General features: G+C 59.4%; 17 protein-coding genes and 1 pseudogene. 10 read left to right on the plus strand and 8 right to left on the minus strand.

Annotated elements, in window-relative coordinates; all coding sequences use genetic code 11:
* Nucleotides 1-730: 730 nt before the first annotated feature.
* Nucleotides 731-2056, minus strand: a complete 1326-nt coding sequence (locus ABIB66_RS41090) for a DUF3422 family protein (RefSeq protein ID WP_275174433.1) — start codon at nucleotides 2054-2056, stop codon at nucleotides 731-733.
* A gap of 1854 nt (nucleotides 2057-3910) precedes the next feature.
* A complete protein-coding gene (locus ABIB66_RS41095) occupies nucleotides 3911-4120 on the minus strand; it encodes a response regulator transcription factor (RefSeq protein ID WP_275174434.1) in 210 nt (69 codons plus the stop codon).
* Nucleotides 4121-6426: 2306 nt separating this feature from the next.
* Between ABIB66_RS41095 and ABIB66_RS41100 the strand changes: the two genes are divergently transcribed.
* The gene (locus ABIB66_RS41100) at nucleotides 6427-7200 is read left to right on the plus strand and encodes a polysaccharide deacetylase family protein (RefSeq protein ID WP_354259511.1); all 774 of its coding nucleotides are present in this window, start codon (nucleotides 6427-6429) and stop codon (nucleotides 7198-7200) included.
* A 1226-nt stretch (nucleotides 7201-8426) separates the two neighbouring features.
* Complete coding sequence (locus ABIB66_RS41105; RefSeq protein WP_275174435.1) at nucleotides 8427-8999, plus strand: GNAT family N-acetyltransferase; 573 nt, start codon at nucleotides 8427-8429, stop codon at nucleotides 8997-8999.
* A gap of 250 nt (nucleotides 9000-9249) precedes the next feature.
* Here the strand turns inward: ABIB66_RS41105 and ABIB66_RS41110 are convergent, their stop codons facing one another.
* From ABIB66_RS41110 to ABIB66_RS41135, 6 genes and pseudogenes are all read right to left on the minus strand, one after another.
* Nucleotides 9250-10485 carry a diaminopropionate ammonia-lyase gene (locus ABIB66_RS41110; RefSeq protein ID WP_354259490.1) on the minus strand — a complete coding sequence of 412 codons (1236 nt, stop codon included), beginning with the start codon at nucleotides 10483-10485 and terminating at the stop codon, nucleotides 9250-9252.
* A 206-nt stretch (nucleotides 10486-10691) separates the two neighbouring features.
* Nucleotides 10692-11446: pseudogene (locus ABIB66_RS41115) on the minus strand (aldehyde dehydrogenase family protein); the annotation flags it as partial.
* A 248-nt stretch (nucleotides 11447-11694) separates the two neighbouring features.
* The gene (locus ABIB66_RS41120; protein ID WP_354259514.1) at nucleotides 11695-11958 is read right to left on the minus strand and encodes a DUF3551 domain-containing protein; all 264 of its coding nucleotides are present in this window, start codon (nucleotides 11956-11958) and stop codon (nucleotides 11695-11697) included.
* A gap of 365 nt (nucleotides 11959-12323) precedes the next feature.
* Nucleotides 12324-12794 (minus strand): MarR family winged helix-turn-helix transcriptional regulator, encoded by a 471-nt coding sequence (locus ABIB66_RS41125; RefSeq protein WP_275174437.1) that lies wholly within the window; start codon nucleotides 12792-12794, stop codon nucleotides 12324-12326.
* 506 nt (nucleotides 12795-13300) lie between these two features.
* On the minus strand, nucleotides 13301-13552 hold the full coding sequence (locus ABIB66_RS41130; RefSeq protein ID WP_354259493.1) for a DUF1045 domain-containing protein: 252 nt from the start codon (nucleotides 13550-13552) through the stop codon (nucleotides 13301-13303).
* 290 nt (nucleotides 13553-13842) lie between these two features.
* Nucleotides 13843-15186, minus strand: a complete 1344-nt coding sequence (locus ABIB66_RS41135) for an LLM class flavin-dependent oxidoreductase (RefSeq protein WP_275174438.1) — start codon at nucleotides 15184-15186, stop codon at nucleotides 13843-13845.
* A gap of 565 nt (nucleotides 15187-15751) precedes the next feature.
* Between ABIB66_RS41135 and ABIB66_RS41140 the strand changes: the two genes are divergently transcribed.
* The 8 genes from ABIB66_RS41140 (at nucleotide 15752) to ABIB66_RS41175 (ending at nucleotide 23711) form a co-directional block, all read left to right on the plus strand.
* Nucleotides 15752-16681, plus strand: coding sequence for a TauD/TfdA dioxygenase family protein (locus tag ABIB66_RS41140; protein ID WP_354259497.1), 930 nt, complete (start codon nucleotides 15752-15754; stop codon nucleotides 16679-16681).
* Between the two features lie 26 nt (nucleotides 16682-16707).
* On the plus strand, nucleotides 16708-17778 hold the full coding sequence (locus ABIB66_RS41145) for an ABC transporter substrate-binding protein (protein WP_275174440.1): 1071 nt from the start codon (nucleotides 16708-16710) through the stop codon (nucleotides 17776-17778).
* Nucleotides 17775-18641 (plus strand): ABC transporter ATP-binding protein, encoded by an 867-nt coding sequence (locus ABIB66_RS41150; RefSeq protein WP_275174441.1) that lies wholly within the window; start codon nucleotides 17775-17777, stop codon nucleotides 18639-18641. Before ABIB66_RS41145 ends, ABIB66_RS41150 begins: the two co-directional genes overlap by 4 nt.
* 136 nt (nucleotides 18642-18777) lie before the next feature.
* Nucleotides 18778-19509: an ABC transporter permease gene (locus ABIB66_RS41155; protein ID WP_354259501.1), complete on the plus strand. Its 732-nt coding sequence runs from the start codon at nucleotides 18778-18780 to the stop codon at nucleotides 19507-19509.
* A gap of 1414 nt (nucleotides 19510-20923) precedes the next feature.
* On the plus strand, nucleotides 20924-21220 hold the full coding sequence (locus ABIB66_RS41160) for a PilZ domain-containing protein (RefSeq protein ID WP_275174457.1): 297 nt from the start codon (nucleotides 20924-20926) through the stop codon (nucleotides 21218-21220).
* 722 nt (nucleotides 21221-21942) lie between these two features.
* The gene (locus tag ABIB66_RS41165) at nucleotides 21943-22248 is read left to right on the plus strand and encodes a helix-turn-helix domain-containing protein (protein ID WP_354259504.1); all 306 of its coding nucleotides are present in this window, start codon (nucleotides 21943-21945) and stop codon (nucleotides 22246-22248) included.
* The gene (locus ABIB66_RS41170; RefSeq protein WP_354210474.1) at nucleotides 22245-23528 is read left to right on the plus strand and encodes a type II toxin-antitoxin system HipA family toxin; all 1284 of its coding nucleotides are present in this window, start codon (nucleotides 22245-22247) and stop codon (nucleotides 23526-23528) included. The genes ABIB66_RS41165 and ABIB66_RS41170 overlap by 4 nt, the downstream gene beginning before the upstream one ends.
* A 30-nt stretch (nucleotides 23529-23558) precedes the next feature.
* Nucleotides 23559-23711, plus strand: coding sequence for a hypothetical protein (locus ABIB66_RS41175; protein WP_354210473.1), 153 nt, complete (start codon nucleotides 23559-23561; stop codon nucleotides 23709-23711).
* Nucleotides 23712-24709 lie beyond the last annotated feature (998 nt).

Here is a 24709-nt window from a genome sequence, read left to right on the forward strand (position 1 = left end):
TCAACTGCCAAATTGTCGAACGACTTCGCTGAGGAGGCACGTTGCGCTGGCGCAATCCTTTGGTCGTTTCGAGCCTCAATTCCACCCGCAGCAGCTGGCACCACGTTTTGGCCGCTCTGATCCTCTTAAGCGGAAACGCGGCCCGTGGCTTGATTGCGAAAAAAAGGCCGGCCGAAATACGCTCGACAGGCCAGGTCGCGGAGAAGAAACGTCGGCCGGGTTGAAAGGATAAGACTTGTTGCCTTACCTCGTCGGATGGCGCGGGCACTTGGCGTTCTGGCGGACTGCTGGCGTGCTAACAAACCTCGAAGCCTGGATTCGCTGAAGAGAGCGAATGTATCTCTGGCGACAATGGCAGAACCGGCACAAGGGATTCATGGAGCTTCGCCGCCTCGGCATCGCGAAGTTCGCCGCATCGATTGCCGCCGGTTCGCCGGCGGCGCTCTGGCGAATGTCCGGGCACCGGCGATCCAGCACGCCCTGCGCGACCACTTCTTCGCTCGCGGCCTCTCGCGAATACTGGTTTCTGAGCCAGCATAACTCAGTCGAACCGCCGCGGTACGGACCCGTGTATGCCAACTGGTGTGGGAAGGGTGGCGTCGCGAGACGTCCACCTATCCCGATCAATTAAAGCACAATTACCGGCTAACCCGTCGGGGCTCCGGTGGCAGTGTCGCACCACGACTATGCGAGCTTCGTAGGACGGACGCACTGATTCCCACAGGGAGCATTAGTCACGCGCCGCCGAGGGCGCGTCGTCGTGCTTGAGGTGTCGCTTTCGAATCTTGTAACTCACCAGCCAGATCACGCCGACCGCGATCGGTACGAAAACTGCGGTTAGGAACGAGGGCTCTACTGGCAATCCGGCATCGTGCGCGCCCTCGGCAAGATAGTTAAAAAGACTGACCACGTAATATCCAATCGCCCCGACCGACAAGCCTTCGACCGTGCACTGCAGCCGAAGTTGCTGCCTCGTGCGTTCGTTTATGGCCTGCAACAGGTCATGATTCTGTTGTTCGATTTCGACGTCGACACGGGTTCGCAACAGATCGGCGGCACGCGCGAGCTTGACCGAAAGCGACCCCTGACGATTTTCCACGGTCGCGCAGGTTCGCATCGCCGGCGCCATGCGGCGCGCCAGAAACGACGACCAGGTCGGATAGCCCGAGACATCATTGCCTTCAATGATGGACAGTCGCGATTGGACCAGCTCGTTATAGGCCCTGCTCGCGCCGAAGCGAAACAGGCTACCGGTCGCGCCTCTTTCGAAGGAGGCGGCCAACGCCGTCAGTTCGGCAAGCAGATGGCTGTTGAATTGCAGCCCCTCACCGCTCTGCATTTTTTCGAGAGCCTCAACAAGACGGCGGTCGATGCGATCAACAGACGGTGCAAGCTCAAGGGCCGCCGACAGGCCAAGCAGCGCCAATGGACGGTAGGTCTCGATTTCCAGGAGCCGCTGCACCAGCGCTCCGAGATCGTGCGACGTCAATCCGAGGTCGCAGACGAGGATTTTCGTGAAGCCGTTTTCGTCCACGTGGAAGTCTGAGGCGGCAACGCCTGCACCGCTCTTTGTGGCAACCATGGCCAGACTATTCTTGTCAAAAATCTGTTCGGCGCGCTTGGTCGGCGAGGCGCCGTGCTCCACTTCTAACCTGATCGCGACGAGCAATTGACCCGTCTGCCGCAACGCGCGGATCAGCGATCGGACGGTATCATCAACTTTCTCGAACGTCTGATCAGCAGGACCATTTGCGTTAGTCCAGATCCAGGTGAATGTTGTAAATTCCGAATGCTGCTCCCAGCGTAGCATAGCGGGACCGATGACAATCTGATGATGTTTCGCCGATTGCTCGGGCGGCGAAACATTGCGCTCCAGGCAGAAATCGATAAAACGGCAGCGATCGCTTGCGGCCGCCTCGCCTTGCGCAAGAACAGCGAAGTGGATCACGCTGAATGGCGAAACAAGCTGCGTGAAAGGGCGCGCGTGCACTTCGCCGAGCACGGCGGCGCGCTGCGGATGCAGCTTGAAGGTTCGCAGATCCAGTTCATCGATCATCTATTGACGCCTCGCTTCAGAGTGAGCAAGCAACCGTCAGCCTTCACTCGAGAGGCATTGGCGGTGCTGGAAAACGGGTGCGGGCGTCAAGGCGCCGATCAAGTCATGTCGACGATCGATACCGAGGCCGCCTTCCGATTGGAAAAGAGGTCTTGCGGGAGCAGGATCAGGCCGAGCAGATTGAGGCGGAACAGCCTCGTCCAGGCTTCGACTAACGCCGTCAACGACGTCTGTGGGGTACGATCCGGTGTCTATGGCGAAATTCCGGCATTGTAGATCAATCCGCGTAGCGGTGCGCCAGCAAACCGTTCCGCGACCTCGGCAGTGGTGTGCGGCACCGTCCGACGAATGCCTAGATCGACGTGGACATGGTTGTCTGTCTCCGAATCCGACGAACATCGCACGCCACCAAAGTGGTGCCCCGCGCAAACAAGGATGCGCCGGCCGTCTTCTGAAAACAGGTTTTCGATGACATGACCGATGCCGCGCGAGGTGGTGGCAAGCGGCGGCGCTTCCGTTCTCCCAGCTGGGTGCAGACAGTGCGGCAACCCCATTGTCGATTGACAGATCGAGGCCCAAACACGACTCCCATCCTGTTGCCGCCCCCAAACTTCCTGGCGCGGAGAGCCGCTGCAGGATTTGGGCCAGCGCTGTAGAAGGGGCGCGCTCGCGTATTTCTTCGCGCAATGTAACTTTCGGTCAGAGTCGGAGGCGGGTTTCAGACATGAAGCGCGCTTGTATTCTGACAAAATGCGTACGTGACGCAGGCCACAGGAAAATTGCCTGTTTCGGCAAGATGATCGCTTGCCCGGCCGCTGCCATTCTCTGAGCAGCCACGCTGTAGCCGGATTTGTCGATGCAGAGCCGGGAGAGTGACCGCGCCCGGACCCGCGGGGGAAGGCTTGCCGATGGCTGATAACGTCACATCGAGTGAGGATGACTAGATCACGGACCCAGAGCGCTCGCCGTCCTCTCTTTGACCCCGATACTCAGAGTAGTGCAAGCGTCGCGGCTTGACCGATTATTCCAGGGAGGCCCTTCCATTGAAGAGGCCGTTCGGTGCGCTCGATCCGAACAGAGCTGACATCAATGAAATCGCGGCGATAGACCGAGAAGCCGGCCCAACGCATTCACTGGTGATTGGCTCCTTGTGCTGACAGGCGCAGATTTCCGCTAGCGATCAGTGCCTCGGCCACACGCTCCCCTCACGAGAGTCGCCGGCCGCAGCTGTGGTCTGCCGTTATTTGTCGATCACTCACAACGATCGCCACATATCTGGCCGTTCATGAAAAGCGATTGCGGGCTTTCATGACCGGGCTCGGGGACGATGTCACGGGAGACCGCGGTTTTGAGCTCGTGCCGCCACCAGATTGTCCGACCAAGGGAGCGGCGTTGCGCGATCGGCTGAGCCTAGGCCGGCGCGCAGATCCTGACTATCGGCGCGCCTTCATAAGATGAGCCGCTGGTGCTGCCATCAATACGACATCCCAGCGCGTCGTGTTCAGCATTCCGCGGCGACAATGACGAGGCATAGCAGCGGGCGGAGCGTTTCGTCTCGCAGGAGCTCCGCGACCGGCTGCTTGAAGACAGATCGCAGCAATAGGCGCCGCGCGTCTGCAAGTGGTCAAAGGACTTGTACGGGGCGATTGGTGTCAAGGCTTTTCGTTGTGGGCCATCTCCTTCTTCGGCCGGGCTGCGACTTCTCTTCGTCCCGATCTGCGTTTCGCTGGCTGCTGCGCGCCGCGGCTGTCAAGGGTGGCCGAAGGCCATCGCGGAGCGACTTGCCGGAGGGGTGACGGGCGACATCGCCACGCGCCGTAGCCGTACAAGATGACAGCAGCAGCACTCCACGGTTCAAAGAAGCCCGAGGCGGCGCGCCTTGATAGCACACTGGATTCGGGTGGTCACTTCCAGCTTTCGCATAGCGTTCTTGATGTGAAAATCGACAGTGTTCTGGCTGATTCTCAATATCCGCCCTATTTCCCAGGATGATTTGCCCTCCTCTACCCACCGCAAGCACTCCTTTTCTCGTGCCGACAGCACAACGGCTTGCCCATCGATCATGTGTTTCTCCTGGAGCCGAAACGACTGGAACGCGATCAGCAATTGCCGTACCAGCGACGGCGATCGCAAGCTCTCCTGCCAACACCAGCCTTGGAGCACCAATCAGCTGCCGATCCAACTGCGGCACCATCGGCTGTCGAAGCGATTGCGACATACGTCGTAAACGCGACAGCAGTGGTTGCAACAACGGCACACTTGACGTCCGCGACCTAACTAGGCCTGGGAGGTCTCCTCATAGCTGGTAGGCGCCAGCGTTATGTCCTGGGCTTGCTCCAGCGCGGCTTTCTGCGTGACCCCATGGAAGGGGCGGAGCGGACCCAGCTACATTCGTTGCGGCTCCAAGCCAGAGGTTGTGGGCATGGCCGGTAATGGCGTGGAGGACTGGTTCTGTTCGCGTAAATCGCTCGACGGCTCATTGACACTGGATGAGTTGATAACGGACATCGAACAAAACCAAAGTCATTAACGCTATGCGGACCACGGTGCTGGGCGACACTATTGACTCTAATGTCGCCGCGTGATGCTTGATTCATCTCGTGATCCGCACCGATCGCTTGCGTCGCGTGATGTCGGAGGGCGTCAGAAAGGGGTGCGATCCGTCTTATTTGTAGACCACAGCTATCCAGCGGCCATACCTGCGCTCTATGTTTGTTTCTTGCCGGCGAAGCCTACACTCATAGCCTCATACCGACTATCGTTCGGGGCGGAGGCATGAGCGGCAAGGGCGAAAAGACTCCGATCGAGGCATTAGGGCCGCCGAGTAATCGGATAATTCCGCGTACCACGAAGCCCCGTCGCAAGAACCGTGGCATGCCGCCGCCCGCGACGTTGGATATCGATACGCTGCCGGGCAGCTCTAATTTGACGGCATTAGAGGCCGCGACGGTTATCCGGCGCACGCCCGACGCGCTGGAGCAGTGCCGGCCGGATCCAAAACGACGCGCTGAAATGGCGTTACGTCGACGGCCGCCCACTCTATCCTGTCGATGCGGTGCGCGATTACAGAAGACGGTCGACGAGGACAATCGGTCAGGTTGTTTGCTCACCGGCTTGGCAACCGAAGGGATTCGATGCAGGCGCTGATATCTGCCGAACTGCTACCCGAGGAAAGCTCTCGGCTGAAGCACGAACTAGACAGCTACCTGGGCAGGGTTCAAGCGGCTTAAATCGGCGTGTCAACGTCGCAAACTCTCCACGCCTGAAAGTTGACCTTTCTTCCGCAGCCAAGTTGCCCCATCTGCTCTCGGATCGGCCTGTAAATGCTGGGCGTTCTATCAGACCGGGTCTCTTAGAGCTGCAAACGCGGAAGCGCTGAGCACTCCTGCGGTCCCATGCAGGGTTTCTTTATCTCCGCCGCAAGACGGCGGAGCGAGCCGTAACCACGCTGGAAAAATGCTTTCCCTTCCTAACCACAGCAGGAATAGTGCGCCGAATTTGAATATTAATTTGTGTGCTGACCGGTCAACGGCGCAACGCAGCCATTGCTGCTCTCTCTTCTGCGGTGCAATCGAGGGTATTTCCATGCGAAATCATGACCTTGTTTCCGGTAGCTTCCTGGCACTGACCGCGGCTGGCCTCGCGCTGCTCTGCTCGAGCCTGCTCGTCTTTGCCTTCGCTTAGCGGCTGCATCCGAAGACGAGGAACCGATCGATATCGAGCATATGGAATTTTGAGCCGATGGTCCTGCTGCGGTGAAGACGCTAAGCGTCGGCATCCAGTAGGCGTTCTGCAGCATTGGCGGGTCCGCGGCAAAGCCGCCGTTTCTAAGCGGATTGGATCGATATCATGTCCTCTGGAAGGAAGATCGTCGCCTTATGAAGGTGACGGTCGCCGGTCAGTCGCCGTGATTGCCGATCGCTGGAGCGCCGTCGGCACAAGCCGACAGTCATTGGTGAAATCCGGCGAAAAACGGCATCAGACGCGGAATTCAGGCGTCAGTGCCGCGCCATTGCATTAATCAATATCGCCATATGGCTACTGTGCAAGGGCGAACGTGACCGTTGCACGAGCCGACGTTTGTGGAGACCGGCAAAGTACAATGGCGGCGGCAAACCAATTCCAATTGGACGAAGCAGCAAATGATCTGGCTGCAGACAATCTGATGCGCTCGGGAACGAAGTCGTCCGATCGGCGCGCCGGTCCATTGCGATGGGTCAGCTAGTCCGGAATGGAAAACGAGGCGGCTGAAGCCATCGGCATGCTGATGTAACTCCAGCCAGGACGGCAGGACTAACTTGTTCAAGTCCGCAACCAGACACCTGTTCGGGTACGACCCCGATGGCAGATCTCGGCACGAATGGATCCTGCTGCTTGTGAGCGCCGCGACGGCGGTGCTTGCCGGCATCACGGCTGCGGAGGCGGCCGACTGTCCGCGTAAGGACGCGCTCGGGACCTCGCGCGTGCTCGCCGTTGACGCCAAGAGTCATCCACGGGTCGGACTGAAGAGCTTTCCCCAGACGCTGCCCTTGGCCGACCACGAGGTTGTGCTGACCTTCGACGACGGGCCCCAGCCGCCGTATACAGAAGAGGTGCTGGCGGCGCTCGCGCAGGAGTGCGTCCGAGCCACGTTCTTCCTGGTCGGCAAGTCGTCAGCCCAATATCCCGAGCTCGTGCGGCGCGCGGCCGCGCAAGGCCACACCATCGCGCACCACACTTGGTCGCATTCGATGGCGTCGAAGATCAGCTTCGAGAAGGCAAAAGAGGACATCGACCGGGGGATTGCGGCCGAGGAAATGGCGCTTCATGGCCTATCGACAATGGCGCCCTCGACGCCATTCTTCCGCTTCCCCTATTTCGACTCGACCCCTAAGACGCTCGAGCTACTCCAGTCTCGGGGCATCGTCGTGTTCGGAGCGGACCTGTGGGCCAGCGATTGGGAGGAAATGACGCCAGACCAGGAGCTGAAGCTGATCACCAGTCGGCTCAATGCCGAGGGGAAGGGGATCATTCTGTTTCACGACGCCAAGGCACATACCGCCGCGATGATGGCCGCCTTCCTACGGTACCTGCACGACAACGGCTATCACGTCGTTCACGTCGTTCCGACCGCGCCGCTGCAGAGGAATGCCGATACGCATTAATGGCCGAATGTCACGGCGGCGAAGAGTGGAGCAATCCCGAATCCACTGAGCCGTCGTTCATGCGAGCCGGTGCAAGGATGAAGGCGGAATCGCGCCTGAGCCGTTTCGGGCAGGTAGGAACCGCAAAGTGACGTAGATCACGTCAGACGTCCGCCTCACACTTGCCGTTTACGCGCCGGCAGGAGTGGCAGGGGCGGATAGCCGCTCAATATCTTCGTCCTACTTCCTGATTTTGGAATGGAGAAGCCCACCGCTCGTGACCCGAGCTATCTTCCTCTGAAATGCCGCGACCGTCTCACGCTTTAATGCGGGTCCGCAAGCATTAGAAGAGGTCTCCAAACAAGCAGATCGTAAAGTGATGCACGTGAACGATAAAGACGATCTCGCGCGACACGGGCCCGACTCACAAAGCATTTAACGGCAATGCGATGGCAGTCCGAGAACCCGGCTCATCAGGACGGGACATTGTCTATTCGAGGAACGCGCGAGAAGCCGGCCTCAATCGCGAGCTCAGCGACCAAGTTACACGTGTTCTTCGGGCCGTGATGTTCTTCATTGCGCGGCAACAAATGGCGCGTCCGGTGAGAGATTAGAAAAACTGATTATCTAAACACTACCAAAAATAGTGTGCCTTGGACTCGCGCGTTCCACGATTCTTTGAGAGCATTGATCTCAGCCAATGAGGCGGGTCAGGGTCGCTCATGATGCCCAACAATTTCTCCGACAAGGTGAGTAATTCAGTTATTGACGCGAGCCGATGAGCGTTCCTTCCGCGACGCGCGCAGCCCTTGCGATGGGAGCGTCAAATGTGATTGCTCGGGACTGGATCCGGCAAATCGCTGGTCGGCCTGCCGCTCGAAACTTTCTACGAGGGGGAGCGTAGATCCAGATCAGTGAGCCTGTTCGCAAGCGGTCAGCCTCGCTCCTGTAACGTCCGAGCATCAACACGAAGCCCCCGATGTGGGGCGACACGCAAGTCGAAAGAAGAAGAGACTGCTCCGTGCGACCATTACGATGTTCGACAAGTTACTCCTCCGAGTTTCTGAGATATTTTAACTTAGCTGGGAGCGACACAAAGACGCTATCACCTCGGTGTGAACTCGGCCGTCATCTGACCTTCAACCGTGCGGCATATCTGTTTTGGATCGGGTGCTGCGGCAGCCTCCTGCCCCGATGCCGCCGCTGAATCAGGTCGTATGTTAGTTAAACCTGTAAGAGGATATGACATGGTGTCCACGCGTGAAGTCTCTATCGATGACGCCACAACGGTGACTCACATGGTTGCTGCCCTACTTGCCGAACTTGAGGGCGGACAAAAGCAGGGCGGACCAGATACCCAGCTTGTTGTCGACCTCCTGGCCATGAAAGAGCGGGTCTATGGGTTTCTGGCCTACTCGGAGGCACACCCGGTCGGCCTGATTATGTTGTCGGAAAGCGCCGCCCTTTTCGCGGGCGGAACCTACGGTATTATCACCGAACTCTACGTGGTGCCGGATCAGCGATCGTCTGGAGTCGCGATGCGTCTTATTGAGGCTGCGGTGGGCCTGGGGACGGCAAAAGGCTGGGGCCAGCTCGAAGTGGGGGCGCCGAGGCAGCCCACGTGGAGCCGTAGCCCCACCTCAGCATTGTACTTGAAGGCTGGTTTTGCAGAAGTCGGCCCACGCCTCAAGTTGCCGTTACACGGCTTAGCTAGTCAACGCGCGAAACGTAATGCTGCGGAGAGATCGCGGTTAGATCCTCGGCGGCAACGCGCAATAAGCCGCTGTATCCCCGAATCGTCCTCTGCGAGATTTGCGTGAGCGTCGATTTGCGGGCGATCGACCCGCGGTGAAGTTTGTAGTGCCGGGTGTGAGTCCGGCCGACAAGTTAGAGACACCGGCGCATCTCAAACCCCTCATTCTGAGTGGGCCAATCGGCATGCCCAGCTCGAAAGAACATGAACCGCTGCGCCGCGCAGAGGGTCGGCCTCTGCGCGGCAACGAGCCTTCTGTAAGAACGGAACGCTGGCCAGTCTCCCAGGGTGTAGGGATGCGGCGCTTTTCCAAATGCTCACGAGGCCGCCCCATCCGTTGACCTGTTCCTGACCGGCTTAATATTCTTCGCGGTCACTTGCGCTGGCGTCGCACCGACGAACTGTTCGTACAGAAGAGGATCTGTGGCGCCCTCGGTGTTGATCAGGAAGACCCGGGCATTGGGTCCAAGACCAATCTTACCACGCAAGGTCGGGTCGGAAGCAGCCTTCAATAAGGCTGCGAGGCCAACACCACCACTTTCGCCTGCAATGACAGCGGGATCGCTATCCTTCGGATTTGCCAGACATTTCATCACGCTGATTGCGTCCTCGTCGTCCACAGTCATAAAAGCATCCGCTGTGCGCGAAAGGATGCGCCAAGCGACGAGCGAAGGCTCGTAGCATTCGAGCATCGCCATCACGGTCGATTGCCCATGATCTACCTTGACAGAATGCCCGGCCCGCGCGCTTTCGAAGAGGCATGCTGCCCGCGAGGGATCGACAACTGTGAAGAACGGGCGCTCGTCGCCGAACAGAATTGATAGATGTCCAGCAACGGCTGCAGCGATCCCACCGACGCCTGCCTGGATGAAGACGTGTGTCGGCGGCTCCGGTAGCTGGCGGAGTGCTTCGCTCACAAGTGCGGTGTATCCCTGCATTACAAAGCGGGGGATCCGCTCGTAGCCAGGCCAGGACGTGTCAGACACTGTGATCCAACCTTCTTGAGCTGCAACTCGCGATGCTTGGACGACAGAATCGTCATAGTTGCCGTCGACGCGGATCATCTGCGCGCCAAAGCCGGCAATGGCGGCGATGCGCTCGTTGCTCACGCCTGAATGAACGAAGATGGCGCATTTTGCACCAACGAGCTGGGCGCCCTGAGCAACCGATCTGCCATGGTTGCCATCCGTGGCGCAAGAGACCGTCATACCGCTTGCCACGGAATTCACTTCACGTGTGTGCACCTCGGACACGTCAACATCGCGACCGAGCTGCCGAGTTGCTTCCTCGAGCACCAGACGGATCACAGCATAGGAACCTCCCAAGGCTTTGAAACTCCCAAGGCCGAGACGTTGGCCTTCGTCCTTTAGATGGATCGAACCCACTCCAATCTCGCGGGCAACGCCTAGCAAAGAAACAAGAGGGGTTTCCTTGTGGCCATCGCGATGCTTGAGAAACCACTCGACCTCGCGAGCGGCTTCGACGCTCACCGCGTCGGCGTCCAAGGAATCGAGGGGAGCGCGGTGGTCGATGTGTTGGTTGAGGAGAAACATGGTCTGCCTCGTCAGTAGCGCTATGTATGGGATACCTCATTCACGACGATATAAGTGGCTTATTCTGCGGCGATTTTGAAGCAGCGCCCGGGTATTGTACGCGCCTTTGCCACGACCAGGTTTTCGATCGACGATCCTCTTACAACAATCGGCAAGTTCACAGAAACCTGCGGCCCGCGCGCTATATCAGCGCGTCTGGAGAGCAGCTATGTGGGAAGGCCGTGGGACCGCCCACGGCCTTCTCCTTCAAAAGGACAGCTCATCGCCGGCATAAGGAATTCGCCGCCGGCGCGGACCCCGTCGGCCACCGGGTCGTGTTCGTCTTGCGCTTGGTGTAGAAGCGAACGCCCTCGGGATCATGCACGTGGTGATCGCCGAACCGGGACGCTTTCCAGCCACCGAATGAGGGGAGCGCCATCCGCACGGGGACGGATCGGAGCGTTGATCCCAACCATTCCGACTTGAGTTTGATGGGCAAAGTCGCGGGCCGCATCACCATCTCTGGTGAAGAGTGGGGGTGCCGCTGCCAAATTCGTTCTTATTAATCATGTCCGCTGCATCATCATAGGAGTTGGCGCGAGCCAACGCGAGGACGGGACCGAGATCGATCTCTTCGCAGTAAATTGTTCATGTCGGTGGTCACGCTATCAAACAGACTTCCACCGATGAGATATCCCCCTTCATAGCCTTGACGCCGAAGTTCGCGTCGGTCGACGATCAGCTTTGCACCTTCTTGTACGTCCGCGTCGATGTAGCCTCGGACCTTATCGAGATGTGGCTTTGTTGCTAGTGGCCCCATTTCGGCATCGGGACCAGTGCCAGGACCGACGTTCAGGGCGCGGACCTTAGGCGCCAGCTTTTTCAGAGCATCGACCGCGGGGTCCATTTCGGCGTCCGGCATGACAATCATGTGGTTCTTGGCGCCTCCGAGAGCCTGGCAGCGCTTGCTGCGACTGGATGCCTCGAGACCGGCGGTCGGATTTGGTCGAGGATTGAGGCCGGTGCCGGTGCGACAAGATTGCCCAATTGCGCGTGAGGCCGATGAGCCTCCCGTTCCGATCGTTGTGCTTGGCGTCCCGAGGCGACTGAGGACGTGAGCGTACTCGAGCGAGGACGTCCAACCAGGCGGAAGCCCAATGCTTAGCCAGCACGGCGGGTCGATTTATAGGAGCAAAGACTGATGTCTCGACCACACTTGGCGATCACCCGTCAGCGCAGGTGCCCTTGTTGCTGGAATGCATAGATCGGATTCATCCCGCAATAGGCTAGGGTACCGGAGGCAGTGGCCATGCACTGGTCATAGGTCGAGAACTGGCAATTGCCTGGATATCCCCAGATACGTCCCTGGAGGCAATAAACGTCCTGCCGAGCCGGTGGAATGAAAGAATGACCCCGCGGAGCGGCGGTCAATGGCGATGCAAAGCCGATGAGGATGGAAAGTGCAAGCACACGAATAAAGGGAAGGTTGCGCATGAGACCTTTAACCTCCAAATCTAGAATTGATGTTTTGATCTTGGTCAATGGCAAACAGCTTCGTAGACGGCTTGGCCGACGGACTTCGTCGCGATCTGCAGATTCCACAAAGGCTTCGCGGCTGACCGATGTAACAGGTTGGGGACGTCAGAAATCTGAACTCCGCGGAGAACTCTGGCCTCACACAGAATCCGTATTGGTCGCCCAATCGACTAGCGCTCGATCCACAAATGGCAACTTTAGCCTGTCACCGCTGCGACTGGCCGCCGCGAGAACCCATGTGCTCCTCATGGTGGTAGTGCTTCACATGAGGGCATGCGGCCCAGGCATTCAAGCAACCGTGGATCATCCAAAGCGCCTCCCTTCTAACGTCGCCCCCTCCCTCGGGCTGACTCCGCGCCGGTGTCCAGTAGTTCGGCTTTCAGGCGAGCTCTCTCCAGCCGCTTCCTGAGCGCTGCAAGTCGGCTCGACAGTCTCATCGATTCCTCAATGCCAAGCTCACCGAAAACGAACTGATCCAGTTCCTCCTGTTGTGCAGCGATGTTCGCGAGACGCTTACGGGCCTTGTCCGTTAGCGAGAGCTGGACGACCCGAGCATCCCTGATACCGGTCTTGCGCCGCACAAATCCGACTTTCTCCAGCGCCTTCGAATGTAGCGTGATGAAGGACGGGTCGACTTTCATCAGTTTTGCGACCACTCCGGCCGGCGCACCGCCATCCTTGTCTAAGTCCATCACCGCCATCAAGATCGCCAATTGTGTTCCACTAATGCCGAGTGCCTCGGCTCGAACGTGAAGAAAATCTTCCAGACAGACATTGAGGGATCTGATCTCCAACGTTAATCGCCGCACCACCTCCTGACTCTCAGCAGAGCCATTTCCCCCTCGCGTTGCTTGCTTAGCCAAATGCGGTGCCGTCGAATGTTAGGAGCCTGCTCAAAGCTCGTTCGCGCTGACAAGGTTCAAAGACAGGGACAATGTGTTGGGCCTCACGTGCTTACTTCCGTCGATTATTGGAGAATGCCAAGAAGTGGCCCGAAGTACGAGACTCCTGGCCTCCATGTCGGCGGCTACTGCTTGCCAACCTATTGGCTTCACCAAAGATAGTAGGCTCGCCGCTCAAAAAGAGACCCTCGATTCGTAGTGTCGCGCACACCGGCGCGACACTACATTTCTTACGCTCTGGCCACAGGTTGCCCCCAATGCGGGAAGAGACCGTGCTCGGATCTGGACAACGGCTCGAATATCTCTCGAGAGTGGGGCAGCTCTGCGCTTAACAGAATCGCAACTTTGCACAATCGACACGGTGGAATTCATCAAAAACGGTCGCCGGAACGCCGAATTCAAGCGCGATCGCAGCGTTGCATCTCGTCTATTGCCGCCCACGAGCGCGTGTTGCCGCCCAACGAGGCAGAGGATTTCGTTCGTCGGCTGTCCGACAATCCAGCCCTTAATTGTCGAGGAACAGGGAGCGAAGACCGCATCCAACTCCTGCCGTACCTGGGCTGAGGATCGGCGGGAGCGCGATCGGTTCGGGTCATGCGGAAGCGGAAGCGATCGAAAACGTACGGGTAGCCCCATCGGACGAGGCGCATCCAGAACCCGCCTTCCGGCCCCGAGTCATTCTTCCTTGCCGTCGAGACTTGATCACCCGCCGGCTAAACCCGGCGCGACAACTCACTTATAAGATGTCTGGAAGGCACGGCCGCAGAAGGACAGATCTATTCGCCGAATTCGTGCACCGGGAGTGAACCTCGCTCAGATCCCGACTTCTTATGAGGGGCATAGATAAATCTCCCCTCGCTTACGCCTTCGCCGTCCAGCGACCCAATGAAAACAACCCGTTAGGCTTCGCGGCATCGTCAAATCAGTGTTGTCAGGCGAATTATGCTATCGCCTGAATGGCGTTGGAAAAGATGCTGGCCGGCCGGTCCAGGCCGTAATGATCGCGCAGCGTTGTGCCCGTGTAATCGTGACGGAATAGGCCGCGCTTGCGCAGAATGGGCACGACCTGCTCGGCGAAGATGTCGAACCCGCCGGGCAGCCAGGGCGGCATGACGTTGAAACCATCGGCTGCGCCGTTCTCGAACCAGGTCTGAATGTTGTCGGCGATCTTTTCCGGCGGTCCGGCTATCACCCAATGGCCGCGGGCGCCGGCCAGGCGCTGTACGAGCTGACGAATCGTCGGCTTCTCGCGATCAACGATGTCGATCACCAGCTTGAAGCGGCTGGCAGCGCCGTGGGCGCCCTCGGTATCGATCAGATGACGAGGAAAGGGGCCGTCGAAATCAAACCCGGAGAGGTCGAGACCGATCATCTGGCGTAGCTGGCTCAGCGAATACTCGGGCTGGATCAGCTCGTTGAACTCGTCCTGCAGCCGATCGGCCTCGATCTGCGTGCTGGCGATGAAAGGACTGATGCCGGGTAGAATCTTGATCTGATCGGGACTGCGGTCGAAGGCGCGCGCCTGACGCTTGATGTCGGCATAGAATTCCTGGGCGCTCGCCAGTGTCTGATGCGCGGTGAAGATGGCTTCGGCGAAACGCGCCGCAAAGGCGCGTCCGTCGTCGGAAGAGCCGGCCTGGACATAGACCGGTCGTCCCTGCGGCGTCCTTGAGATGTTGAGCGGCCCACGCACGCGGAAGTGCTTTCCGATGTGATTGATTGAGTGGATCTTGCCGGTGTCGGCGAAAACACCCGAGATGGGGTCGTTGACGAGCGCGTCGTCCTCCCAACTGTCCCAAAGCCGCGTGATGACATCGAGATATTCCCGCGCCCGCTCATAGCGTTCGTGATGCGGAGGATGCTCGGGCAAGCCAAAGTTCTGCGCGGCCTGCGGCGTGCTCGTTGTCACGATGTTCCAGCCGGCCCGGCCGCTACTGATGTGATCCAGCGAGGCGAACAGCCGCGCCAAATTGTAGGGCTCGGTATAGGTCGTCGATGCCGTGGCAATCAGGCCGATCCGCTGGGTGGCGGAGGCGATCGCGGTGAGCAGGGTGATCGGCTCGAGCCGAAACCGCTGGGCATAGCGGACATTGTCCGCCAGCGCCGGGCCATCGGCGAAGAAAACCGCGTCGAACTTGTGCGCTTCAGCGCGCTGTGCCAGCTCCTGATAGTAGGTGACGTCGAGGATGCGATTGGCCGCCGAACTCCTGTGGCGCCAGGCAGCCTCGTGATGGCCGTCCGGATAGATGAAGAAGTTGAGGGAAAGCTGCCGTCGTTCGCTCATTTGTGAGATCCGCGTGCATTGGGAGCTGTAGCAAGCGAGACTCTACGTCTGCAGTCCCCCGGATGTCGATGAAATGAATTTGCGTTGTTGAGGTGGATGCAAGCATGAAGCTTGCGACCAGAGCGCCAATCAAAAACCAGGGCAGTCGTCACGATGAGAAATGACGGCGGCTGTAACGATTTTATCGCGTCTCTGGACGAGAAGTGCGTTGCGTCGCGTCAAATTGCGCCGCTCTTGCAGCCGGGCGGGCAGTCATCATTGCAAATCTTTCAGTGTCAGCATTGCTAATGAAGCGTTCGTTGCCTCTCGCCGAAAACAAAGCTGGTTTCATTTCATTGACTGACGATCGATCGCTCGTACCATTCAAGCCCGCAATGCGAGGGCGTTTCATCATGCTCTAATCCGATCGCCGTGACCGATGTGCCGGCTCGGGCCATCTGCCGGAGCACGTTGCGGCCGAGTAGCGCCCCTAGCCTGAAATGATTTCATCTATCTCTGCCGTCGTTTCCGCGACCGGCGCATGGCGGAGCTTTGTCCACGGGATCGCAGTGACGAGAGCACGACCATGAGCAACACGACAACCATCGACAACGTCATTCCGCGCGCCGACATCGTCAAGCGTGCGGCCAGGCTCGGCGCCGAGATCAGGAACGTCAAACTGTCGGGCGACCTTTCGGACGAGACCATCCGTGTCATCAATCAGGTGCTGCTCGAACACAAGGTCATCTTCTTCCGGGACCAGGGAGATCTCGACGATGCCGAACAGGAACGCTTTGCCATCAGGCTCGGCAAGCTGGTGCCCCATCCGACGGTCGGCGCGCTCAAGGGCACGTCGTCGATCCTGGAGCTGGACTCAGGCCGGGGCGGTGGCCGCGCCGACCAATGGCATACCGATGTCACGTTCGTCGACGCCTATCCGAAAATCTCGGTGCTGCGCGGCGTGGTGATTCCACCCTACGGCGGCGATACCGTCTGGTCGAACACGGCAGCCGCCTATCTCGACTTGCCGGCGCCGCTGCGCAAGCTCGCCGACGAACTGTGGGCCGTTCATAGCAACGCCTATGACTATGCCGTGAAGACGCGGGCAACCGAGGCGGACAAGAAGCACTTCGACGAGGTGTTCACCGGAACGATCTTTGAGACCGAGCATCCGGTCGTCCGTGTCCATCCCGAGACTGGCGAGCGCACGCTCGTGCTCGGCAATTTCGTGCAGCGCTTCGTCGGCCTGCCGAAATACGACGGCCAGAAGCTGTTCGAGCTGTTCCAGTCGCATATCACGGCGCCGGAAAACACCGTGCGCTGGAGCTGGGAGGCCGGCGACGTTGCGATCTGGGACAATCGCGCCACGCAACATTACGCGGTCAACGACTATGGCGACCAGCGCCGCGTTGTGCGCCGCGCCACCATCGATGGCGATGTACCGCTCAGCGTCGACGGTCGCCGCAGCGTGACGCGCGTCGAGACATCCAAGCCCCAGACCGCCAAAGCCGCTTGATCCGGATTCGCTCAGGAGAGTTCGCAATGATGAACGCTATATTTCGATTGCTTCGCGCAAGGCGCGCCCGGTTGGGACGTGCCACCCGCAAGGGGTTGCGGGCTTTGCTGGCCGGCGCCGTGGCGCTCGGCCTCAGGGCCCCGGCATTCGCCGAGCCGCCGCTCGATAAGACCGAGATCCGCTACCAGGGATCGGCCGGGCAGGTGACGTTTATCGAGCTGGCCGAGGACCTCGGTTTTCTTGCGCCGCTCAAGCTCAAATGGGTCGGTAACACCATCAGCGGTCCGCAGGACATCCAGACCGTCGTCGCCGGCGATATCGACATCGGCGGCGCGTTCTATGGGGCGATCCTCAAGTTGATCGCGGCGAAGGCCCCGGTCAAGGCGGTGGTCGGCTACTACGGCTCCGATGTCAACACCAATTATGGCTACTTCGTGAAGGACGACAGCCCGATCAAGACCGCGCGTGACCTGATCGGCAAGAAGGTGGCGGTCAACACGCTGGGCGCACATTTGGAATTCGTGCTGCGCGAGTACCTGGCCAGGTCCGGCCTCAGCGCAAGCGAGGCCAAGCAGGTCACGTTGGTGGCGATCCCGCCAGTCAGCGGCGAGCAAACGTTGCGCCAGGGCCAGGTCGAAGTGAGCGCGTTGAGCGGCGTCTTGCGCGACAAGGCGCTTGAGCGCGGCGGCATCCGGTCTCTCTTCAACGATACCGATCTGTTCGGCCAGTTCACCGGCGGTGCCTATGTGCTGCGAGAGAAGTTCATAAACGACAATCCCAATGCCTCGCGCAAGCTGGTGGAGGGGATTTCGCGGGCGATCGAATGGGCGCAGACCACACCTCCGGAAGAGGTGAGGACCCGGTTCGACAAGATCATCACCGAGCGCAAACGCAACGAGGATGCCTCCTCGATCAAATACTGGAAGAGCACCGGCGTTGCGTCCAAGGGCGGCGTGATCTCGGACAGCGAGATCCAGGTGTGGATCGACTGGCTGGTGAAGGACGGCCTGTTTAAGCCGGGTCAGGTCAAGGCTTCCGACACCTACACCAATGCGTTCAACTATTTCCGTCCCGGAAAGACGGCGGAGGCCCAATGACCACTGTGAAGATCCGCTTCGAGCATGTCCGCAAGGAGTTTGTCGTGCGCGGCGAGGGCGGCGGACCAGGCCGCCACTTCACCGCTCTGGAAGACATCACGCTCGATGTTCGCTCCGGCGAATTCCTCGCCCTGGTTGGCCCAAGCGGCTGCGGGAAATCCACCTTGCTCGATCTGCTGGGCGGGCTCACGCTGCCGACCAGCGGTCGGATTTTGCTCGATGGCCGGCCGATTGCAGGACCCGGTCGCGACCGCGGCATCGTGTTCCAGCAGTATGCGCTGTTTCCCTGGCGTACCGCCGAACAGAATGTCGAGTTCGGTCTCGATATCGCCGGGCTCAAGGCCAAGCAGCGGAGCGACATCGCGCGGCATTTCCTCGACCTGGTCGGGCTGTCCGGCTTTGCCGACCGCTATCCGCATGAGCTCTCCGGCGGCATGAAGCAGCGTGTCGCGATCGCGCGAAGCCTCGCCTATGATCCCGAGGTGCTGTTGATGGACGAGCCGTTCGCCGCGCTCGACGCCCAGACGCGCGAGACGCTGCAGGGTGAGCTGCTGCGGATCTGGCGCGCGACCGGCAAGACGATCGTCTTCATCACCCACGGTATCGACGAGGCCATCGTGCTCGGCCAGCGGGTGGCAGTGATGACGTCGCGCCCGGGCCGGATCAAGCAGGTGTTCGACATTCCGGATGTGCTCCGCAGCGACGATGACGACGTACGTTCGCTGCCCGAGTTCGGCCGCGTGCGTCACGAGGTCTGGAGTCTGTTGCGCGAGGAAGTGTTGAAAGCCCAGGAGGGACAGTTGGCCGGCGCCATTGGTACGCAGCGTGCCGCCCGCAAAGTGGAAGAGGTTGCCCATGTCTAGTCTCGAAATGTTGACATTGCTGGAGGTTGCTCACAGGCGCCGAGAGCCGCTCACCAGCGTGGAAAAATCCGCATCGCCAGCGGCGGACCGGATCCGCGCCACGGCTCGCGGGCTGGCTGCCTTCGGACACCGCTCATTGCTGTTGATTTCCCTGCTGGCGGCGTGGGAGGCGGCTCCGAGGCTTGGGCTGATCGATCCCGTGTTCCTGCCACCCTTCTCGGAGGTCATCGCTGCGGGCTGGCAGCTTGCGCAAGCCGGCGAGCTCTATGATGACGTCGCCGCCAGCCTGCTGCGCGCCTTGAGCGGATTTCTCATTTCGGTCGCCTTGATCGTCCCGCTTGGCGTGGCTGTGGGTTGGTATGCGGGACTTGGCAATCTCGTGAACCAGTTCATCGAGGTCTGCCGCAACACTGCGCCGCTTGCGCTGCTGCCGGTCTTCATCCTGTTGCTCGGAATCGGCGAGCTGTCGAAGATCACGATGGTAATCTATAGCTGCGCCTGGCCACTCCTGCTCAACACCGTTGCCGCGGTGAAGCAGGTCGACCCGTTGCTGATCAAGTCGGCGCGGACCATGGGTGCAACCCCGCAGCAGCTGTTTCGCAAGGTGATCGTTCCGGCGGCGCTTCCCACTATCTTCGTCGGGATTCGCCTCGCCAGTGCGTCGGCCATGCTGGTGCTGGTGGCCTCCGAAATGGTAGGCGCCAAGGCCGGCCTCGGCTATCTCATCATCAACAGCCAGTACAGCTTCCTGATTCCGCAGATGTATTTCGGCATCCTCAGCATCACCGTCATCGGGCTGGCGTTCAATGCCATTCTGGAGGCACTGGAGCGGCGCTTCATGCGGTGGAAAGCGCCAGTGACCGCATGATATGGGGCAGGCGCCGCTAGAGGGTCCCGCGCCGGCAGCCTGCGTAACCATGTTCGGCGGATCAGCCAGATTGCCGCCGATCATCGACATGTCGTTTTCGGCGCAAACAGCAGCACCAGCATCAACACCCCTGCGATCGGCATGCGGATATCGATGTCGATTGGTCGTGGCTCGCGATGCGTGGCAGCCGTGTAGTCGCTGCTGCTGGCATCACCTCACGTTAGAGGTGTTCTTTCGAGGCTCCGGCAGAAGACGATTTCTCCTCCACGGGCTTTTCCAATTCCGCGGGGCGCTTGTGGATCCTCTTGCCCAGCCCTATCCACCCGGCACTCCCCTGGACACCGCTGCGCAATCACGACGGTTAGCCGTCTCGCCCCATGTAAGGGGCGCCGGATCAGTCAGGGCTGAAGATCAAACAGAGTAGGATCGCGGCCACGACCACTGTCCAACCGATTGACGCGGCGAGAGCCCATACTTGGATTGGCATCGGACGAACTCTCCCGATGAACCTAAGACACGCTGGCGCTGGACAGCCGGACTCTTGAAGCTACCTCAAACCCTGTTTGAGATAAAAGCCCTTACTTGGGGACCGCCAGAATCGAAGCCGGACTCGCCACTTGTGAAGTCAAAAACGATCTCAGACCTATGTTTTTCACTCGTGCCCAGGCCACTGTAGAGAGCCGTCATTGCGCCCAGAGGGCGGTCGTAAGTGAGGAGTAGCTAACGGCGCTCAAATCGGGCGGCATCAGCCTAGTTGTTTACGAAGCCCAATAGGCTTCGCGTCGCGATTGCGCCACGCCGGAGACGTTTCCCGCGTTCAACAGCCCTGCTCTGCATCTGAGCGCAGATGCTGTGCTCTATTCTACTGCGGACTAGTGATCGCGTCCCTTTACGCGCCACAGGGTTGAACGGTGTGTGAATGCGGCGCACTGCCAGCTGATCGTGCTGGAAAAGAGCGAACCCTTGGGAGACCAGCAGGAATTATGCGCCGTATTTGACTAATCTTTCATGATGAACCGGCGAACCGAGCGGAGATTACCTGATCTCTACTCCTCGCCAAAATTGAGTTCCTCATAGGCATTGTTGATCTTGTCAGCAGCAGCTTCTGGTGCTGTCGGCAGCTGAAGTTGCGCTCCTCTGCTCAACCTCTGCTTCTGGTCGGCCGTGTTGCCGTCTTTGTAGACCTTAATCGCTGTTGTCCCGGAGCGTCTCCAACTACGTCGCCTGAGCCCCCACGAACCATCTTCGGAAAGTGGCCGCGAGAGCCGGGCCCGCGTTCAGTATCTTTGTTTTCGTATCAAGCCGACAGATATTTTGCCTCTTGGTAGTTGTCATTTCCTCTTAATTGCAGATGCAAGGCTAGATGAGGAGCAATTTGACTCCGCTTCGCCCGATCTGGACTGAAGGCCATTGGATGTATGGATGGGATAAGCGAAAATCAAAGCGCGTTCGCTTCGAGCACGAGTACCGGGCAACGCTTTTAGGGTTGGACGGCACGTGGCGGCGCGATTGCATTCTCATCGACGTTTCCGACACCGGAGCACGTCTTCGAATTGATGGATCGACTGACGTGCTCAAAGCTCGCCAGTTCTTCCTGCTGCTTTCAACCGTCGGATTAGCTTACCGGCGATGCAAGCTGATTCGACTGGACGGCTCGGAAATCGGAGTCCAATTTGTAACCAGCCGGCGGTGCGACGGTCTCAGGACGTAGTGCTCCCGTAGCGTCGCACCGGTATAGCCGTTCCGGAATACGCCATATCGCCGCAACGAGCAGCACCTGCTTCGAAAACTGGTCGAAACCGCTAGATAGGAAAAGGCGGCATGACGTTGATCTCGTCGGCGGCACCAGCCTCGAACCGGGTCTGGATTTTTTCGTGATCTTTTCCGACGGACCGGCCATCACCCGATTGCCGCGTGCTTCAGCCAGGCGCTCCACCAGCTGACGTATTGTCGGCCTCTCGCGCTCGATAATGTCTACGACGAGCTTGGATCGGCTTGCAGCCTAACGCGACCTCGGTCGTGTCGATTAGATCACGTGGGAAGGGGCTGTCGTTTGAACCCGGTGAGGTCTAGCCCTGTCATCTGGCGAAGCCGTCAGTGAGAATTTCGGCTGGATCAGCGCGTTGAATTGCCGCCGAGGGCGGGTCGCCCTCTGATCAGATTGCCCTTGTGATCCGTCGGAAAGTGCCGCGCCTCGACGCGCGACGGCCTGATAGATGCTGAGGTTTGTCGCCTATCATGGCCGAGCACGACCCGTCCGTAATCGATCAAGAAGCCGGAGCGGATGTAGAGGGCCGGGGTGAATATCGACGCCGATTCGGTCGATTCACACGTGAATACGAATGTCGGCATTCGGTGACATGCGTGGATGTCATCGAGCGATGACATTTTAGGTTGTCAGCGAACGTCGACATATGCTAAAGTAAGCGAACGTTGACATTTGGGAATCCCATGCTCATACGCACTCCGGCCGAACTCGGCGCCGTCCTTCGCGACCGGCGCAAGAAGCTCAAACTCGATCAATCGACCTTTGCCAAACGCATTGGCGTCAGCCGCCAGTGGGTGATCGAGGTTGAGCACGGTCACGCGCGCGCTGAGCTCGGGCTGATCCTTCGCGCCCTTGATGCCCTGGACATTCGCCTGGATGCGGGCACCGAACAAGCGCCCGCCCGCGAGGCCGCCAGGCCAGCCGTCGATATCAACGCCATCGTGGCCAAGGCCAGGAAGAAAAAGGCATGACCAGCGAACTTGTTGCTCTGCTGGATGCTCAGGAAATCGGCCGCGTGCGCAATGACGCTCGTGGCCGGCTCACCTTCGTCTATGACAAGTACTGGCGCCAGGCCGAAGGAGCCTATCCGCTGTCGCTGTCCATGCCGCTCGCGGCTGAAGAGCACGGCCCTTCCGCCGTGCAGGCTTTCCTCTGGGGACTCCTACCCGACAACGAACGCGTGCTCGAACGGTGGGCTCGAAGATTTCAGGTGTCCGCGCGCAACGTGTTTGCTCTTATTTCCCATGTCGGCGAGGACTGCGCGGGTGCCGTTCAGTTCGTCACGCCCGATCGGCTGGAGGCCTTGCGAGGCGGCGCCGAAGACAAGGTCGAATGGCTCGACGAAACGGCGATCGCTAAACGCCTGCAGACCCTACGTGAGGATCACGCCGCCTGGCGGCTGCCGCGCGATACCGGACAATTCAGCCTTGCAGGCGCCCAACCCAAAACCGCCTTGCTTCTGCAAAAGGGCAAATGGGGAATTCCCTCCGGGCGGATTCCGACGACGCATATCCTCAAACCGCCGACTGGCCATTTCGATGGACACGCGGAAAATGAACATATCTGCCTCATGCTTGCGCGCCATCTCGGTCTGCCCGTCGCCGACACCCAGGTGATGCATTTCGGAAAGGAAATCGCCATCGTCATCGAGCGCTACGACCGGCAGTTCAGTGGGAACGAGATCGTCCGTGTCCACCAGGAAGACATCTGCCAGGCGCTCGGCATCCTGCCGACTATGAAGTATCAAAACGATGGCGGACCAAGCCCTGCCGATGTGATCGGGCTTTTGCGCACCTACTCCACGGATCGGGTCGCCGACGTTGACACGTTTGTCGACGCGCTAGGCTTCAATTGGCTGATTGCGGGTACGGATGCGCATGCCAAGAACTATTCGCTGCTGCTGGCCGGAGGCCCTCACGTACGGCTCGCGCCGCTCTACGACATCGCCAGCATTCTTCCTTACGATGACGTCGATCTGCAGAAGATCAAGCTCGCGATGAAAATCGGCGGTGATTACAAGCTCAGCCAGATTAGTTTACGCGATTGGCAGAAATTCGCGCGCGAAACGCGCCTCGATCCTGACAAGGTGATCGCCGGACTGATTGCCATGGCCGAGCAGCTTCCGGACATTGTAGCCGCCGTGCGGGAGCAAGCGCGGAAAGACGGATTGGACAATGCCATCATCGGGCGCCTCGCCGAGCACCTGATCGCAAGAGCCGGGCAATGCCGTCGACTGCTCGGTGGGGCATAGTTTCCGGTGACGGCCGCCAGCAGGATGATGATGGTCAGCAGCAAGGCTGCCGATCATCATCGACATGTCGCTGTCGACGTCAACGGCAGCACCAGCATCAACGTCACCGCGATCGGCATGCCGATATCGATGTCGATGTCGAGCGTGATCGGTGGTTGCTCGCGATCCGTTGCACCCGTGTAGTCACTGCGGCTGCCATCACCTCACATTAGACGTGTCCCTTCAAGGCTCCGGCAGATAAGCGCCGGATTAGCCGGGGGCGAAGATCAAATAGAGCAGGATCGCGGCCACGATGACTGTCCAGCCGACTGACGTTGCGAGAGCCCATATTTGCGTCGGCATCGGACGAACTCTCTCGATGAAGCTAACGAAGAGACCGCTGGCGCTAGACAGCGGCCTCTTGAACCCGCCTCAAAGCCTCTTCGAGATAAAAGCTCTTACCCCGGGGGTCCGCCATAATCAAACGCCGGGCTCGCCACCCTGTGAAGTCAAAAACGATTCGAAGGCCAATGGAACAATTGTGACGTTGCGAGAGCGACACACCTGACAAGCTGGGCCAGCACTGGTGGAGCGCTCTTCCTCGAGACCAGCGAGCGGTAGGCAGCGCCAAGCAACCAGATCAGCCGCGCCTTCGTGCTCATCAATGCGTGGAACAGCTAGCCCAGCGATACCGAACCGCGATCGCTCTCCTCGTCCTGGTCGGCTTAGCTCCTACGCTTCCCGCGGCAGCAATCGTGGTCTGAAGAAGATGGTTCAGCTGCAGCGTTTCGGATTCGGGGTCTTCGCTCTGCAGTCCGTCGTAGAATGTCTTCGCAGACAGCATATTGCCAAGGACCAACCAAACTTCGCGTGTTGTGAGCGGGTTTTGGAGCAGAGCGGATAGCCGACCCCAAACATCGAGGGGATCTCCAGCGATCGGCTTGCGAATGCGATGTTGGACCGAGAGAGAAACATTACCGTCGCCCTTGAATCTGTGCGCACCTCCCCACCGCTTAAAATTCTCGGGTCTTCGGAGGGAGTAGGTAGAAAACAAAGCCATGTTTTTTTGAGCTTGCGCGCACACCTCCTGTACCGCGGAGGCGGAATTGTTGCGCGGCGATCAGGATGGAAGAGCGCGTCAATCAAGGTGAGAGGGTTTCGCCGGGCTCGTGACGAAGGGAGGGCGTAGCCCGACCGGAGTT

Origin of the sequence: Bradyrhizobium sp. F1.13.3 (assembly GCF_040548265.1) — a bacterium.
GTDB lineage: Bacteria > Pseudomonadota > Alphaproteobacteria > Rhizobiales > Xanthobacteraceae > Bradyrhizobium.

What these genes read in the sequence shown, in the direction of transcription:
- ABIB66_RS41145 (WP_275174440.1), top strand. Translation starts at nt 16,708, where the DNA reads ATGATGAACGCTATATTTCGATTGCTTCGCGCAAGGCGCGCCCGGTTG.
- ABIB66_RS41175 (WP_354210473.1), top strand. Translation starts at nt 23,559, where the DNA reads ATGGTCAGCAGCAAGGCTGCCGATCATCATCGACATGTCGCTGTCGAC.
- ABIB66_RS41095 (WP_275174434.1), bottom strand. Translation starts at nt 4,120, where the DNA reads ATGATCGATGGGCAAGCCGTTGTGCTGTCGGCACGAGAAAAGGAGTGC.
- ABIB66_RS41160 (WP_275174457.1), top strand. Translation starts at nt 20,924, where the DNA reads ATGTATGGATGGGATAAGCGAAAATCAAAGCGCGTTCGCTTCGAGCAC.
- ABIB66_RS41140 (WP_354259497.1), top strand. Translation starts at nt 15,752, where the DNA reads ATGAGCAACACGACAACCATCGACAACGTCATTCCGCGCGCCGACATC.
- ABIB66_RS41150 (WP_275174441.1), top strand. Translation starts at nt 17,775, where the DNA reads ATGACCACTGTGAAGATCCGCTTCGAGCATGTCCGCAAGGAGTTTGTC.
- ABIB66_RS41170 (WP_354210474.1), top strand. Translation starts at nt 22,245, where the DNA reads ATGACCAGCGAACTTGTTGCTCTGCTGGATGCTCAGGAAATCGGCCGC.
- ABIB66_RS41090 (WP_275174433.1), bottom strand. Translation starts at nt 2,056, where the DNA reads ATGATCGATGAACTGGATCTGCGAACCTTCAAGCTGCATCCGCAGCGC.
- ABIB66_RS41135 (WP_275174438.1), bottom strand. Translation starts at nt 15,186, where the DNA reads ATGAGCGAACGACGGCAGCTTTCCCTCAACTTCTTCATCTATCCGGAC.
- ABIB66_RS41130 (WP_354259493.1), bottom strand. Translation starts at nt 13,552, where the DNA reads ATGCGCCTCGTCCGATGGGGCTACCCGTACGTTTTCGATCGCTTCCGC.
- ABIB66_RS41110 (WP_354259490.1), bottom strand. Translation starts at nt 10,485, where the DNA reads ATGTTTCTCCTCAACCAACACATCGACCACCGCGCTCCCCTCGATTCC.
- ABIB66_RS41105 (WP_275174435.1), top strand. Translation starts at nt 8,427, where the DNA reads ATGGTGTCCACGCGTGAAGTCTCTATCGATGACGCCACAACGGTGACT.
- ABIB66_RS41120 (WP_354259514.1), bottom strand. Translation starts at nt 11,958, where the DNA reads ATGCGCAACCTTCCCTTTATTCGTGTGCTTGCACTTTCCATCCTCATC.